The organism is Acidobacteriota bacterium, assembly GCA_030774055.1.
GTDB lineage: Bacteria > Acidobacteriota > Terriglobia > Terriglobales > Acidobacteriaceae > JACPNR01.
The window spans coordinates 1-13,671 of record JALYLW010000043.1 but is presented as its reverse complement, the minus strand read 5'-3'; the positions used below and the strand labels follow the sequence as shown (position 1 = coordinate 13,671).

The window sequence follows — 13,671 nt, the reverse complement described above, 5'->3', positions numbered from 1 at the left end:
TGGATCGGCGGAGCTTCGGCTCCGCCGATTCTTTTGCTGCCGGCTTATCGGTGGAAGAGCGGGGCTCGGTAGACCCCCAGCTTCAGTTGGGGGCGCGAAGCGCCCCGCGTAAAGAAACGAAAAGGATCCATTCCCTTCTGTCGCAGGTTCGCGCGCAGGCGGAGCCGGAGCGCCTGTTCTGAATCCAGAACACCGCACAATTTCTTGTGCTCAGTGTCGCTCGGCGTGGTTCAATCTCAACCGCTTACACACGGAATGGAGAACCTTAGACGGAGTTTCCATGGGAAAACAACTGCCAACCATCTGGAAGATCGATGCCCACACCGTCAAGAAGCACGAGATTCTGCGCCGTTATTGGGAGGCGTGGCTCCCGATTATGGGAACTTGGAACGGGAGAATCCTCTTCATCGATGGATTTGCGGGTCCGGGCAGGTATGAGGGGGGAGAAGACGGCTCTCCCGTCGTGGTACTGAAGGCCGCGATACAGCACCGTTACAAGGTCAAGGCGGAGGTCCTTTTCCTTTTCATTGAAAAAGACAAGGATCGCTGCGAGCATCTGCGCCAGGTACTGAAGGAGATGAAACCGAGCCTTCCCGGGAACTTCAAGTACGACTGCATCGAAGGATCCTTCGATGAAGAGATTACGAAAAACCTCACGGAGCTTGCACAGAACAAGAAGAAGTTAGCCCCCGCGTTGGTCTTTGTTGATCCATTCGGGTTTTCGCACACGCCATACGAAACCATCGCCAAGCTACTTCAGAACCCAAGATGTGACGTGTTAATCAACTTCATGTTCGAGGAGATCAACAGGTTCTTGGCTCTTCCCGAACAGCCGAGGAACTATGACAAGCTCTTTGGAACCGACGAATGGCGAAAAGCACTCGCAATGCCTCCGGGTGATCGAAGGAAATTTCTCCACGACCTTTATCTGGCACAACTCCGCAAGGTCGCTAAGTACGTTCGTTCATTCGAGATGGTCAATAAGGGAAATGCGACGGACTACTTCTTGTTCTTTGCGTCGAATAGCCTTCGTGGGCTTGAAAAGATGAAGGAAGCCATGTGGAGAGCGGATAGCACGGGCGAATACAGTTTCTCCGACTACACCGACGCTCGCGGTCTTCAGAGTCTGTTTGCGGACAATCCCGACTTCAATCAGCTCAGGGACTTGATCGTCGGTAGGTTTCGAGAACAGCAAGCGACGATTGAGCAGATACACGAATTTGTCGTCGCAGAGACTCTGTTCCTTGGCACTCACTACAAAACCAAGATACTCAAACCGCTGGAGGCCGAAGGCAAGCTTCAGGTGGTAAGTGCGCCTCCGAAACGCAAGCGAGGAACCTTCCCCACAGGTACCACAGTTCGGTTCCTGTAGGTTCGCGCGAGAGAGGGCAGTCGTCCAACGAGAAGACTATCCGTGAACGACTTGCCGTCCAGACTTAGTAGCGAGTAAACCGCTCCCGAGCGCTGGAAGTTCGTCATACGTTCTGCCATCCAGCAGGCGTCCATTCTTTGCCTTCTGAACCCCACCCCACTGCTTGAAGAAGAATGGGACGCCCGCATCGACGCATTGGTCACGAAGGGACAGCACCCAGCTCCGCTGAATGGGCCGAGCGCCGGGGCCGCTCTCGCCGCCGACGATGACCCAGGAAATGCCGGTCAGATCTATGCGCCCAAGATCTTCAAGGAGAGGCTCAATTGATAGGAACCTCACCTTTGCCGGGCTCTCTTGCAGGTCCTTGATTCGCGGCATGCCATGTTTCTTGTTTTCCACACTCACGCCCCACCAGATGTTATCTGCCTGAGCGAATACTAGGTTACGGGTCAGGAACCCCCGCATTCGGTTGGAGCGCTTTGTCAGAACCTGGTAGGTGTGCCATGCCGCACGAGTCATCACCCACGAAACTTTCCAGGTGTATTCATCTGGTACGGCGTCCTGGAAGAGATCGCTCATTGAATTAACAAAGATCATCCTCGGAGCTCGCCACCGAAAGGGCTCAAAGAGTTTGTCCGGCACCAATCGTGGAGTAAAGCCCTCGGCGTAAGGGTGACCCTTTACGCCTCGAAACCGCTCCGCAAACGTTTCGGCATAGCAGTGGGTACATCCGGGACTGATTTTCTTACAACCCCTTACAGGGTTCCACGTCGCGTCTGTCCACTCGATTTTGCTGTGGTCTGCCACTTTTGTCGTGCTAACCATAGCACGACAGCGTAGCGAATAAAAGACGAAAATAACTCTTGACATCCCTCCCCCTCCTGCGCTATTGATGGAAATACACCCCATGTATGTATATCAATAAGCAATACAGTGGAACCGCGAACGCAACCGAGATTCGAACCGAGATCGACCGAGATTTCGGAGCCTAACTCGCTGATTCCATTACACCACCCCGCAGGAGGGGGCTCCCGATATGCCAGACACCCGTTCAGAGACGCACGCCGCTGCCAGCCGCAGCCGCCAGCACATCCCGCTCGCTCACCGCGCCCCGCGCTGCTGCCACATCAAGTCCAACGGACTCCGCTGCGGCTCCCCCGCCCTCCGCGGCAACGTCCTCTGCTACTTCCACGATAAGTGGCTCAACTGCGCTGCCGACGACGTCCTGCCTCCGCTCGAGGACGGCAACGGCGTCCAGTTCGCCCTCATGTACATCGTCGGACGTCTCCGCAAAGAGGCCTTTCGCGACGGCCAGGCCAACATCCCCGCCATCAAGCAGATGCTCTACGCCCTCCAGACCGCCAGCCACAACCTCCGCCACGTCAACTTCGATCCCCAACTCAAATCCTCCACCACCGACCCCTTCGCACAAGACGACGCCGCTGACGCCCTTTCTCGTGTCGACGCGGCCGACTCGCCCGCCAGGAAGCCCGTGGCCTCATCTCACCACGCGGAATCGGAGGCCCACGGAGATTGACCCTCTGCGCCCTCTGCACATCTTCGCGCTCTCTGCGTTTCAAGCTTTTCCGGCCCGTGTCCCCGTGCCTCTGGGGTGGGTTTTGATCCTTCCAATCCGCGTTCATCTGCGGCGAAGTCATCTCCGTGGTAAAAAGGGTTTGTGAAGAAGCTCAGAGTAGGTGTCTTATTCGGCGGACGTTCCGGAGAGCACGAGGTCTCGCTGCTCTCCGCCGCTTCCGTGATGAAGGCGATGGACCGCGAGAAGTTCGAGGTCGTCCCCATCGGCATCGCCAAAGACGGCCGCTGGCTCACCTCGCAAGGCGCGGAAGCCTTACTGAAGGGCGAGCCGCCGTCATTGCCCACCACGCTGCGCGCCGGCGATCCCGGCAAGACGATCCCCGCCGCCGTGCTTGCCCGTGGCAACGAGATCATCGTGCCGCCGGTGCCGACGGCGAGCGATTCGCAGAGGCTGAGGGCGTTTCAGAGTCAGGGTGGCGAGCGTGGGCAAGATGCCCGCGCTGCAGCCGGCGAGACGCCGGCGCTACAAGCCATCGAAGTGGACGTCATCTTTCCCGTGCTGCATGGGACGTTCGGTGAAGACGGCACCGTGCAAGGCTTGCTCGAGCTTGCCGACATCGCATACGTCGGCGCCGGCGTCCTCGGTTCCGCCTGCGGCATGGACAAAGACGTGATGAAGAAGCTCTTCGTCCAAGCTGGCTTGCCCATCGTGAAGCACCTCACCATCCTGCGCGGTGAATGGGAGCGCGACCCGAAGGACGTGACTAAGAAGATCGAGAAGGCGCTGCGGTATCCGCTCTTCGTGAAGCCGGCGAACCTCGGTTCGTCGGTCGGGATATCCAAAGTCCGCCAGCGCAAGGAACTGAAAGACGCCATGGAGCTCGCTGCCGGCTACGACCGCAAGATCATCGTGGAGCAGGGCGTTGGCGGGGTCGGCGGGAAGAATGGGGTTACGAATAAAGCCCGCGAGATCGAGGTCTCCGTCTTGGGCAACGACGCGCCCGAAGCCTCCGTAGCCGGCGAGATCGTTCCCGGCGCCGAGTTCTATGACTATGCGGCGAAGTATCTCGACGAAGGTTCGCAGCTCGTCATTCCCGCCAAACTCTCGGCGGCAAAGATGAAGGAAGTACGGCAGCTCGCGGTGCGCGCCTTCCAGGCCGTCGATTGTCTCGGGCTCGCGCGCGTGGATTTCCTGATGGAGGCTGGTTCCGAAAAAAAGCCGGGGAAGATCTATGTCAACGAGATCAACACCATGCCCGGATTCACCTCCATCAGCATGTATCCCAAGTTGTGGGAGGCGAGCGGCCTGCCGTATACCAAGCTTATCGATCGGCTGATCCAGCTCGCGCTCGATCGCCACGCCGACAAGAAGAAGAATCTGTACTCAAGATGAAACGATAAGAGATGAAGCGCATCTTCAGATTGTTCGTGCTCGCGCTCGTGCTCGTCATGGTCGGCATGCTCAGCATGCTCACCGCGATGCGCCTCGCCATCCATCGCAGTGAGACGGTGGTCCCCAAGCTGGTCGGACTAGGTCCCGACGAAGCCGAGCGACTGGCGAATGCGAATGGCCTCATCCTGCAGATGGAGAGCCGCTTTTATTCGAGCGCGGTCCCGGAAGGAAAGATCGTGACGCAGGTTCCTGCGGCCGGCACGCACGTGCGCCGGGGATGGAAGGTGCGCGTCGCCGAGAGCCTGGGGCCGCAGCGTGCGACCATCCCCAACGTGGTCGGGCAGAGCCGCCGCGCCGCCGAGATGAACATCGCGCGCCGCGCGTTGGAGCTGGGCACCGCGGCCATCGTGCACGTCCCCGATTCGCCGCCCGACCAGGTCGTGGCGCAGAGCCCGATGGCGTATGCCAGCGCCACCTCGCCCAAAGTGAACCTGCTGATCAACGCGCCCGCGAACGAGCAGGAGTTCATCATGCCCGACTTCACCAGCCGGCAACTCGCCGACGTCTTCGACGCCGCCGACGCCGTGGGCATGAAGATCGTGAGCGTGCCGGTGGACGCGCCCGGCACGCCGCCCTCCGCCGTCGTCCGGCAATCGCCCGCGCCGGGGACGCGCGTGGCTTCCGGCGCGACCATCCATGTGGAAGTAGCAAAATGACCGGTGGTAAGTCTAAGACTTGCGCCGCAGCGCCGCCGCAAAGAACCCGTCACAGGGATGCACGCCTGGCAAGGTGCGCAGAAACTTTCCCGCCAGCAGGGAATCGATTTCGCCGTTATTCTCCGCCAGCTCGCCTTCCTTCGCCAGCGCGGCGAGTTCGTCGCGCGCATCAAGCAGCTCCACATCTTTGCGCGCGCGCAGCACCTCCTCGACCACGTCTTCATTCTCTTCGCGCTCGAGCGAGCAGGTGGAGTAGAGCAACCTTCCGCCGGGCTTCAACTGGTCGAGCGCGGCGTTGAGCAGTCCGACTTGGAGGGCGTGGAACTCGACGAGCTTTTCCGGCTTCAGCCGCCACTTGATCTCCGGATTGCGCGCCAGCGTCCCCGTGCCGGAGCAGGGCACGTCGGCGAGCACGCGGTCGAATCCGCCACGCGTCTGCAACTTCGTCGCATCCGCGGTGAGCACCTCCACGTTCGCCGCCCGGACGCGCTGCCGTGTGAGTTCGGCGCGCTGCGGATGGATCTCGATTGCCACGATGGTTGCTTCCCGATTGCGCGCCGCGATCACCGTCGTCTTGCCTCCCGGTGCGGCGCAGCAATCGAGCACGCGGCCGCCAGGCTGTACCCGCCCCACCAGCAGAGCGACCAGCTGCGAGGCTTCGTCCTGGATCTGCACTCGGCCTTCCTTGAACGCGCGCGTCTGGGTTATCGGCGGACCAGCCACGCTCACCACGCGGCGCGCGCCGGCAAGCAGTCTTCCGGGCGCCAGTGCCACGCCCTCGCGTTCAAGTTCGGCGACGAGCGCCGGATCGGCCACGCGGATGGCTGCCGGAGAGTGTTGCTGGTCGTACGCGCAGATCGCGCGCGCGCGTGCCTCGCCGAACCGCGCACTCCAGCGCGCGACCAGCCACGCGGGATGCGCTTGCTCAGGATCGAACGCCGCGACTCCCAGTGCTGGACCGGCCAGTGCCTTGCGCAGCACCGCGTTCGCAAACCCGGCCGCCGAGCGCTTGCGCGCGCGCTTCACCAGCTCCACGCCGTCGTTGACGATGGCGTGCTCCGGCACGCGCCCAAGGGCCGCCCGCTGATAGAGGGCCATGCGTAGCGCGATGCGCACCTCTGCGTCCAGCTTGGCCGGCGTTTTGTCGCTGGCGCGCTCGAGGATCGCATCGAGCACCGGCTGCCAGCGCAGCGTGCCCATCACGATCTCGGTGGCGAGTCCGCGGTCCTGCGGTGACAGCTTGCCCACAAGCGTAGAGTGCAGCAGCTCCGTGGCGTATGCGTCCTCGGTCTCGACGCGCAGCAGGATGTCGAAGGCAGCGGTGCGTGCGGGGGAGATGGCCATATCAGCCGCCGAAACGTTCGCCCGGTTGCGTAGATCGCTCGAGGGGTTGCGCGAGACGGTATCCGTTGATGAAGTCGGCGGCCGTCATCTTCCTTTTTGCTTCCGGTTGCAGCTCGAGCACTTCGAGCGCGCTCGCGCCGCCGCATCCAACGACCAACTTGCCGCCGGCTGCGCTCAGCTCGCCCGGCTGCAGCGTGCTCGACTCGTGCATGGGCCGCGCGTCGGTGAGCTGCAGGCTTTTTCCGCGAAATGAGGTGTAGGCGCCCGGCCAGGGCTGGAATCCGCGCAGCCGGTTCCAGGTCTCGATCGCGGTTCGCTGCCAGTCAATGAGCCCATCGTTCTTTGTAAGGATCGGGGCCTGCGATGACTGCGCGTCGTTCTGCGGCGTGGCAACGAGCGTTCCGGCATCGAGCCGCTGCAGCGTCTCGATGAGCAGCGCCGCGCCGAGTTCGGCGAGTCGCGGGCCGAAGGTCACCGCGGTGTCCGACGCGCGGATCGGCGTTGCCGCCTGGAGCAGGATGTCGCCGGTATCGAGCCCGGCGTCGATGCGCATCGTGGTCACGCCGGTGGTGGTCTCGCCGTTGGCGATCGCCCACTGGATCGGCGCGGCGCCGCGATACTTCGGCAGCAGCGACGCGTGCACGTTCAGGTTGCCGAGCGGCGGCAGGTCGATCATCCACTGCGGGATGATGCGGCCGTAGCCCACCACGATGATGGCGCGCGGTGCGAGCGCTTCGAGCTGCGCGCGAAACTCGGCGTTGTGCTTGATCTTTTCCGGCTGGGTGATGGCCAGGCCGAGCTTTTCCGCCGCCTGCTTCACCGGCGGCGCGGCCAGTTCGCCGCCGCGTCCCTTGGGACGGTCCGGCTGCGTGACGACCAGCGGCACCTCGTGCCCCGCGCGCAGCAGGTGCTTGAGCGTGGGAACGGCGAATTGCGGTGTGCCGCAGAAAATCAGTTTCATGTTTCCAGTTTCCGGTTTCCAGTGTCGCCTGTAGAGCGCCTCGTGCCAACTGGAAACGGAAAACTGGAAACCGGAAACGGTCTGCTACGGATAGACCCACTCGCCGGCTTTCATCAGTTTCTTGATCTTGCGCTTCATCAGGTCGCGCTTCAACGCCGAGATGTGCCGGATGTACAGCTTGCCGTCGAGATGATCGATCTCGTGCATGAGGGCGCGCGCCAGCAGGTCTTCGCCGCTGTGCTCATGCCACTTGCCGTGGACGTCTTGCGCGCGCACGGTCACGCGCTTGGGCCGGGCGACCGTCTCCCGGAATTCGGGCAACGAGAGGCAGCCTTCGTTGCCTGATTGCTTCCCCTCGGTCTTCACGATCGCGGGATTCACCAGCACCAGCTTCGCCGCGGGGTCATCCTTGAAAGTGACGTCGATCACCGCAACGCGCTGTGCCACGCCGATCTGCGGCGCTGCCAACCCTACGCCGTGGGCTTGATACATGGACGCGAACATATCGTCGACCAGCTTCTTCAACTCGTCATCGAACTTGGTCACCGCCGCCGCCGGCGTCTCCAGCACCGGGTCGCCATACAGCACTATGGGATGGACTTTCGCCTTGGTCATCTTTTGTCTTTTAGCGGGCGCGCTGTGCGCAAAACCCCGTATCCGCTAAGCACAGCTCATCGCGCCTTGGAGCAAGCGACTCGACGCGCAAAGCCGGTCTCGCCGCCTAGTACCGCTTCAACTGCTGCAAATATCCCTCGAAGTTCCGCTTCGTCTCGCCGATAGAATCGCCGCCGAACTTTTCCAGCGCGGCGCGCGCCAGCGTGAGCGCGACCATCGCCTCGCCGGCCACGCCAGCCGCCGGGACCACACAGACGTCGGAGCGCTCGTAGGCAGCCTTCACCGGCTCGCGCGTCGCGAAGTCCACCGACTCCAGCGGACGCCGCAGCGTAGAGATGGGCTTCAGGTAGCCGCGGATGAGCACGTCTTCGCCGTTACTCACGCCGCCCTCGATGCCGCCGGCGTGGTTGGAGCTGCGCGCGAAACCAGTGAAGCCGGCGCGCTGCTTCTCATAGCGGATACCGTCGTGCACGGTCGAGCCGGCCGAGACCGCGGCCGTCACGCCGGAGCCGATCTCCACCGCCTTCACCGCTTGCAGCGACATTACCGCTGCGGCAAGCTGCGTATCGAGCCGCTCATCCCACTGCGCATACGTGCCCAAACCGGGCGGAACGTTATGCGCTACCACTTCGAACACGCCGCCCACGGTGTCGCCGGTCTTGAGCACCGCGTCCACCTCGGCCTTCATTCGCTGCTCACTCTCCGGATCGGCGCAGTTCAGCAGGATGTCATCCTTCTTGGCCAGTTCGACTAGCTGTTGCCATGGGACGTCGGCGTTGGTGATGAGCGCGCCGCCCACGGAGAGCACGTGGCTCAGCACTTCGATGCCCAGCTCGCGCAGAAATAATTTTGCCAGCGCGCCCACGGCAGTGCGCGCCGCCGACTCGCGCGCCGAAGCTCGCTCGAGCACGTAGCGCGCGTCGGGAAAGTCGTACTTCAGCGCGCCCGCCAGGTCGGCGTGTCCCGGACGCGGCGACTTCACCGCCTTATGCTTTGCCTGGTCGCCGGTATCGACCGGCAACACTTCCTGCCAATTCTTCCAATCCTTGTTTTCCAGCAGGATGGCGATCGGCGACCCGATGGTCTTGCCATGGCGCACGCCCGAGAGGATGTGCGCGCGGTCGCTCTCGATCTTCATCCGGCCGCCGCGGCCGTAGCCCTGCTGCCGCCGCCACAACTGGCGGTCGACGAACGCCTGGTCGAGGGGAATGCCTGCCGGCAAGCCGCTGATGGTGCCGACCAGAGCTTCGCCGTGCGACTCTCCCGCAGTAAAAAAACGCAGCATATTTTCGCAACCAAGGGATCGGAAGCAAGGAATCGGAACTAATGAATCGACGATTGTAACTGAAGCGCGTTCGCGACCGGCTCTGCCCCGCTACGGGGGTGCAAGAATGTGGGTGCAGAATGTGGGTGCAGAATGTGGGTGCAGAATGCGAGAGCAGCTGCGCTCCATCCGACTCCCGGCGCTCGCAGCGCCGCCGCGCGCGGCGCTCTTTTCCGGCACTTCTTAGCACGATTCTTCTAAGGTTATAAAAAAGTAACTGCGGTGTAGACCTTAGAGGCTAAAAGTGGCAAAATAAACCTTAAGAGTTCGAGTGTTCTTCGTTACTAAGTAGTAGAGACCGCCGCCACTAAGTCCTTCGCATCAAACGCCTCGGGCCGAATAAGGGTGCCCCAAGTGTCTATACCGGCCGTCCTTCCGCTGAAAGCAAGCCTGTGCGAGGCCATCGTAGGCGTGGCGCGCGCGCTGGAATCATATTTCCCCGACATCACGGTGAAATGGCGGCAGCGCGTGGCCTCCGAATCCGGCGACGACGGCCGCGTCCTGATGGCGCTCGAGCGCCTGAACCTGGCCACCGGATGCTCCTACTTCTGCCACGCCGATTTTGAAGGTTTCTTCGAGAACCTGCACTACTTCGGCATCCGGCTGGCAAAGCTCGGCGTGGACACCCGCGTGATCGCGCGCTCGCTCGAGTTGTATTCCGAGGGTTGCGAGCCCTACCTGCGCAGCTTGTTCGGCGACCGCCGCCAGGAAGCCGCGAGCACCATCGAGATGCTCGCCGCCGCCACCTTCACCGCCGTTTCCGGCGCATATTTCGACGCCAAGACGATGGAATCGAGCGCGCTGCTCAGCATCCTCGACGCCGAGCTTTCCGCCGACGGCGTTTCTTCGTTGCTCGAGCGCGTGCTCAAGATCACGGCCGCCACTTTCGGGGCGAACCTGGGCGCCATCGTGTTGCTCGATCCCGACGGCGAGACGCTGCGCGTGCGTGCCGCGACCGGCGTTCCCGACGACGTGGACGACATGGCCGTCCCCCTCGGCAAAGGCGTAGCCGGACGTGTGGTCGAGACGGGCGAGCCCATCCTGGTCTTCGATACCTCGGCGGACGCGAACATCCTGCTCGAGAACGTGCGCAGCCTGGCCAAAACGTTTTGGGGCGTGCCACTGCGGCTCGATTCCGTCACCTTGGGTGCGCTCGTCATCGGCTTCGACAAACCTTACGAATGGCTGCCGACCGAGCGTGCGCTCATGCGCGCCATCGCCGAGCGCTCTTCGCTGGCGCTCGACCGCGCCCGCATCAATGACGCGCTGCGTGAGCGCGAAGGCCGCATCGCTGAGCTCAGCGCCCATTTGCTGCAGGTGCAGGAAGAGGAGCGCAAGCGCATCAGCCGCGAATTGCACGATGAGACCGGGCAGGGGCTCATGGTCATCCGCCTCTATCTCGGCATGCTCGAGGCCGCGACCACCGGACGCACTCCGCGCACCAAGATCCGCGAGACGCTGGCCGTCGTGGACCGCACCATCGAAGGTATCCGCCGCATCATCGCCAAGCTTTCGCCTCTGGTTTTGCAGGAGCTGGGCCTGACCGCGGCCATCCGCAAGGAGGCCAAAGACCTCGCCCGCAATACTGGGGTGAAGGCGCGCGTGGTCATCCCCGATAGCGTCGGCCGGCTGTTTCCCGAGGTCGAGGCTGCCATCTACCGCGTGGTGCAGGAAGCGTTGCACAACGTGGCCAAACACGCCCAGGCCAAGAACGTGAATATCCAGATCTGTCGGGACGCTGGGGTTGTCCGGGTGGTGGTCGAAGATGACGGGGTCGGATTCTCGGGAAGAAGCAGCAGTTCCCGTGGCCACTCCTTCGGCCTGGCAGGAATCAAAGAACGTATCGGCTCGCTGGGCGGGACCGTGCGAGTGCAGTCGGGCAAGGGCAAAGGCACCCGGCTGGAAGTCACGGTACCGGTCACGGAAGTCGTGGCCGGAACCGGCATGGCGCAAGGTGCGTCCGCCGCCATTCACTGACAGTGGGCAACACGGGAAAGGGAAGCGTAGCGATGCCAAAGATCAAGTGTCTGCTGGTGGATGACCACACGTTGTTCCGTCAAGGTGTGCGCCGGCTGCTCGAGGGTGAGAGTGACTTCGAGGTCGTGGGTGAAGCCGCGGATGGCGGCGAAGCCGTCGAAAAGGCCCAGGAGCTCAAGCCGGATATCGTCCTTATGGACATCGGCATGCCCGGCCTGTCGTCATTCGAGGCCGCACGCCACATCCGCAAGAACCGTCCCGAGACCAAGGTGCTCTTCCTCACCATGTACGAGGACGAAGACTATCTCATCCAGTGCCTCGAGGTCGGCGCCGCCGGCTACGTGCTGAAAGATACGCCCGCGCAGCAGCTCGTCACCGCCGTGAAAGACGTTTACAAAGGTGGGAAGTACCTGTCATCGCGGGTGCTGGGCAAGCTGGTCGAAGACTTCCGTGCGCGCGTGCGCGATACCAAGATGCGTCCCCGGATGTCCACCCTCACTCCGCGCGAGCGCGAGATCCTGAAACTGCTGGCGGAGGGCAATTCCGTCAAGGAGATCGCGGTGCTGCTCGGCCTGAGCGTCAAGACCATCGAGGCGCATAAGTTCAACCTCATGCGCAAGCTCGATATCCATAACAAGGCGCAGCTCGTGACCTACGCCATCCAGAAGAAGATCATCAAGATACCCGTGAACGGGTAAGCAACGGGGTGGGTCCGCGCCTTCCTCGGCGTGGAGAAGCGGCCGCCTCGCGCCGCGTGATGCGCTACCCAGTGACTGCCTAGGCGCCGGCGCAGTGTTTTCGATGATTCCTGACTATCGGGCTTTCGGCGCGGCTCAGCGGAGCAGCGCATCGTATCCGGCCTGCTCAAAGTGTCGATCGTGCGTGAGAACGGATCGAATGTCTTGCTCCTCCATGACCTGAAAGCTCACGCAGTCAGTCAGGCTCCAGTCCTTGTCCCTTGCCTGAGCGTAATATTGCAACCCACGATCGAATTGTTCGGGCGTTTGGGGCTCGATAATCACGTTCGCGTCTCGGCGAAGCCCTTCCACTGCGCCCGTGGCGGCCCCTCGCACCGCGGGACCGCCTCCGCTGAAGCTGTTTAACAACTCCACCAGCACCATCTCGGTGGTCAGGATCCGCGGCGCCCCCAGTTTGTTGGTTACGGCGACCGCTTTGGAATGCAGTTCATCTCGCGGATCAAGCAGCGCGATCCAGTAGCTGCTATCGGCGAAGACACGCATCATCGGTCGCCCTTCTTCGCCCCATAGAGGTAATGGTCGACCTCTTTCGACAAGTCGGATGGAAGTCGTTTCCAGTCTGCCTCGGGTACAAGCCGGGCCAGACTGGAAAATGCCTCGACCAGCGCGGTCAGCCCCGCCGGCGAGGGCTGGTCCGCCTCGACCACTGCACCTTCATGCGGGGCATAACGCGTCTCAAACCCCAACCTCTCCAGGATCGCCACCGCTTGGTGCGAGTTGGTCGGATCATTCGGCGGGACGCCCGCTGCCTCAAGGACCAAGGGGCGCGCTGGCAGCTCGCGGTCGTCCACGATGACTCTCCACTTGCCCATCTTCCGGGTCGACTTGAACCTGGAGGCAGCACGGATCACCTCCGCGCGGGTTAGCTCCTTCGGGTTTCGCATATGGCAGGACCCTCCAAAGTCAGAGTCTGCATTATAGTATTATTATACAACAACATATAATATTAGGTTTGCAGTGTAGGCTACACTCCGGCGCGGTCGGCCAGCGCCTTTAAATCAGGGACTTCCAAGTCAGGCTGCGCATCATTGGCCAACACCGCGCCGCGTCCACGGCGTGTGACGAGCACACTCTTGATCCCCATCTCGCGTGCCGGCGCGATGTCGTGGTGCCGGCTCTGTGCCACGTGCAGCACTTTCTCTTTCCCCACGCCCAGCCGCTCCAGCGCCACGCGGAAATTGTTCAGCGACGGCTTGTAGCTGCCCGCCTGCTGGGCGGTGATCACCGCATCGAAGGGGACACCCTCTGCACCCTCGAGCAGCTTCGCCGTCTGGGCGAAGAGATCGTCGTCGGTGTTCGAGATGATGGCCAGGCGGTAGCGCGATTTCAGCCGGCGGAGCGCCGCGACCGTGTCGGGGAATGGAGGCCACGCGCCGAGCGACTCAGGCAGGGAATCCATCTCCGCTTCCGTGGCAGCGAACCCTATCCGCTCGCCCATCCCGCGGACGACCTGGCGCAACACTTCGCGGTAGCGCAGATACGGTCCCGCTTCGATCCGCGCCTCGACCTCACCATAGAGTCCGAGCAACTCATCGTCGGAGAGCTCCTTGCCGTGCTTCGCGAGCAGTGGACGCAACGCGCCCAGGATACCCGTCTCCCAGTCGATCAACGTGCCGTAGCAATCGAAGGTCAGCACATCGAATTGGGAGAAGTCGAGGGACATAAAGAAAAGGCG

14 protein-coding genes are annotated in these 13,671 nt (G+C 62.3%); 6 read left to right on the top strand and 8 right to left on the bottom strand.

The genetic code is table 11. From position 1 onward, the window contains the following. Positions 1–280: 280 nt before the first annotated feature. Positions 281–1,372: a three-Cys-motif partner protein TcmP gene (locus tag M3P27_03715; GenBank protein ID MDP9267415.1), complete on the top strand. Its 1,092-nt coding sequence runs from the start codon at positions 281–283 to the stop codon at positions 1,370–1,372. A 36-nt stretch (positions 1,373–1,408) separates the two neighbouring features. Here M3P27_03715 and M3P27_03710 read toward each other — a convergent pair whose 3' ends face one another. Beyond that, a complete protein-coding gene (locus M3P27_03710; GenBank protein MDP9267414.1) occupies positions 1,409–2,179 on the bottom strand; it encodes a phage Gp37/Gp68 family protein in 771 nt (256 codons plus the stop codon). A gap of 229 nt (positions 2,180–2,408) precedes the next feature. On the opposite strand from M3P27_03710, the gene M3P27_03705 reads away from it, so the two are divergent. The 3 genes from M3P27_03705 to M3P27_03695 all read left to right on the top strand — a co-directional run bounded on the left by M3P27_03705 (position 2,409) and on the right by M3P27_03695 (position 5,017). Further along, complete coding sequence (locus M3P27_03705; protein MDP9267413.1) at positions 2,409–2,909, top strand: hypothetical protein; 501 nt, start codon at positions 2,409–2,411, stop codon at positions 2,907–2,909. Positions 2,910–3,050: 141 nt separating this feature from the next. After that, a complete protein-coding gene (locus M3P27_03700; protein MDP9267412.1) occupies positions 3,051–4,301 on the top strand; it encodes a D-alanine--D-alanine ligase in 1,251 nt (416 codons plus the stop codon). 11 nt (positions 4,302–4,312) lie between these two features. Beyond that, positions 4,313–5,017: a PASTA domain-containing protein gene (locus M3P27_03695; GenBank protein ID MDP9267411.1), complete on the top strand. Its 705-nt coding sequence runs from the start codon at positions 4,313–4,315 to the stop codon at positions 5,015–5,017. Between the two features lie 12 nt (positions 5,018–5,029). Here M3P27_03695 and rsmB read toward each other — a convergent pair whose 3' ends face one another. From rsmB to aroC, 4 genes are all read right to left on the bottom strand, one after another. After that, the gene (rsmB, locus tag M3P27_03690) at positions 5,030–6,361 is read right to left on the bottom strand and encodes a 16S rRNA (cytosine(967)-C(5))-methyltransferase RsmB (GenBank protein MDP9267410.1); all 1,332 of its coding nucleotides are present in this window, start codon (positions 6,359–6,361) and stop codon (positions 5,030–5,032) included. 1 nt (position 6,362) lies between these two features. Further along, positions 6,363–7,322: a methionyl-tRNA formyltransferase gene (gene fmt / locus M3P27_03685; GenBank protein MDP9267409.1), complete on the bottom strand. Its 960-nt coding sequence runs from the start codon at positions 7,320–7,322 to the stop codon at positions 6,363–6,365. An 84-nt stretch (positions 7,323–7,406) separates the two neighbouring features. Beyond that, positions 7,407–7,937, bottom strand: coding sequence for a peptide deformylase (gene def / locus M3P27_03680; protein ID MDP9267408.1), 531 nt, complete (start codon positions 7,935–7,937; stop codon positions 7,407–7,409). Positions 7,938–8,043: 106 nt separating this feature from the next. Further along, positions 8,044–9,222: a chorismate synthase gene (gene aroC, locus M3P27_03675; protein MDP9267407.1), complete on the bottom strand. Its 1,179-nt coding sequence runs from the start codon at positions 9,220–9,222 to the stop codon at positions 8,044–8,046. Positions 9,223–9,615: 393 nt separating this feature from the next. On the opposite strand from aroC, the gene M3P27_03670 reads away from it, so the two are divergent. Both M3P27_03670 and M3P27_03665 read left to right on the top strand, forming a co-directional pair. Further along, positions 9,616–11,238, top strand: a complete 1,623-nt coding sequence (locus M3P27_03670) for a GAF domain-containing sensor histidine kinase (protein MDP9267406.1) — start codon at positions 9,616–9,618, stop codon at positions 11,236–11,238. Between the two features lie 32 nt (positions 11,239–11,270). Then, positions 11,271–11,936, top strand: coding sequence for a response regulator transcription factor (locus tag M3P27_03665; GenBank protein MDP9267405.1), 666 nt, complete (start codon positions 11,271–11,273; stop codon positions 11,934–11,936). A gap of 135 nt (positions 11,937–12,071) precedes the next feature. Here M3P27_03665 and M3P27_03660 read toward each other — a convergent pair whose 3' ends face one another. The 3 genes from M3P27_03660 to M3P27_03650 form a co-directional block, all read right to left on the bottom strand. Next, positions 12,072–12,482, bottom strand: a complete 411-nt coding sequence (locus tag M3P27_03660; protein MDP9267404.1) for a PIN domain-containing protein — start codon at positions 12,480–12,482, stop codon at positions 12,072–12,074. Then, positions 12,479–12,880 (bottom strand): hypothetical protein, encoded by a 402-nt coding sequence (locus M3P27_03655; GenBank protein MDP9267403.1) that lies wholly within the window; start codon positions 12,878–12,880, stop codon positions 12,479–12,481. The genes M3P27_03660 and M3P27_03655 overlap by 4 nt, the downstream gene beginning before the upstream one ends. A gap of 80 nt (positions 12,881–12,960) precedes the next feature. Continuing rightward, positions 12,961–13,659, bottom strand: coding sequence for a haloacid dehalogenase type II (locus M3P27_03650; protein MDP9267402.1), 699 nt, complete (start codon positions 13,657–13,659; stop codon positions 12,961–12,963). Positions 13,660–13,671: the final 12 nt, after the last annotated feature.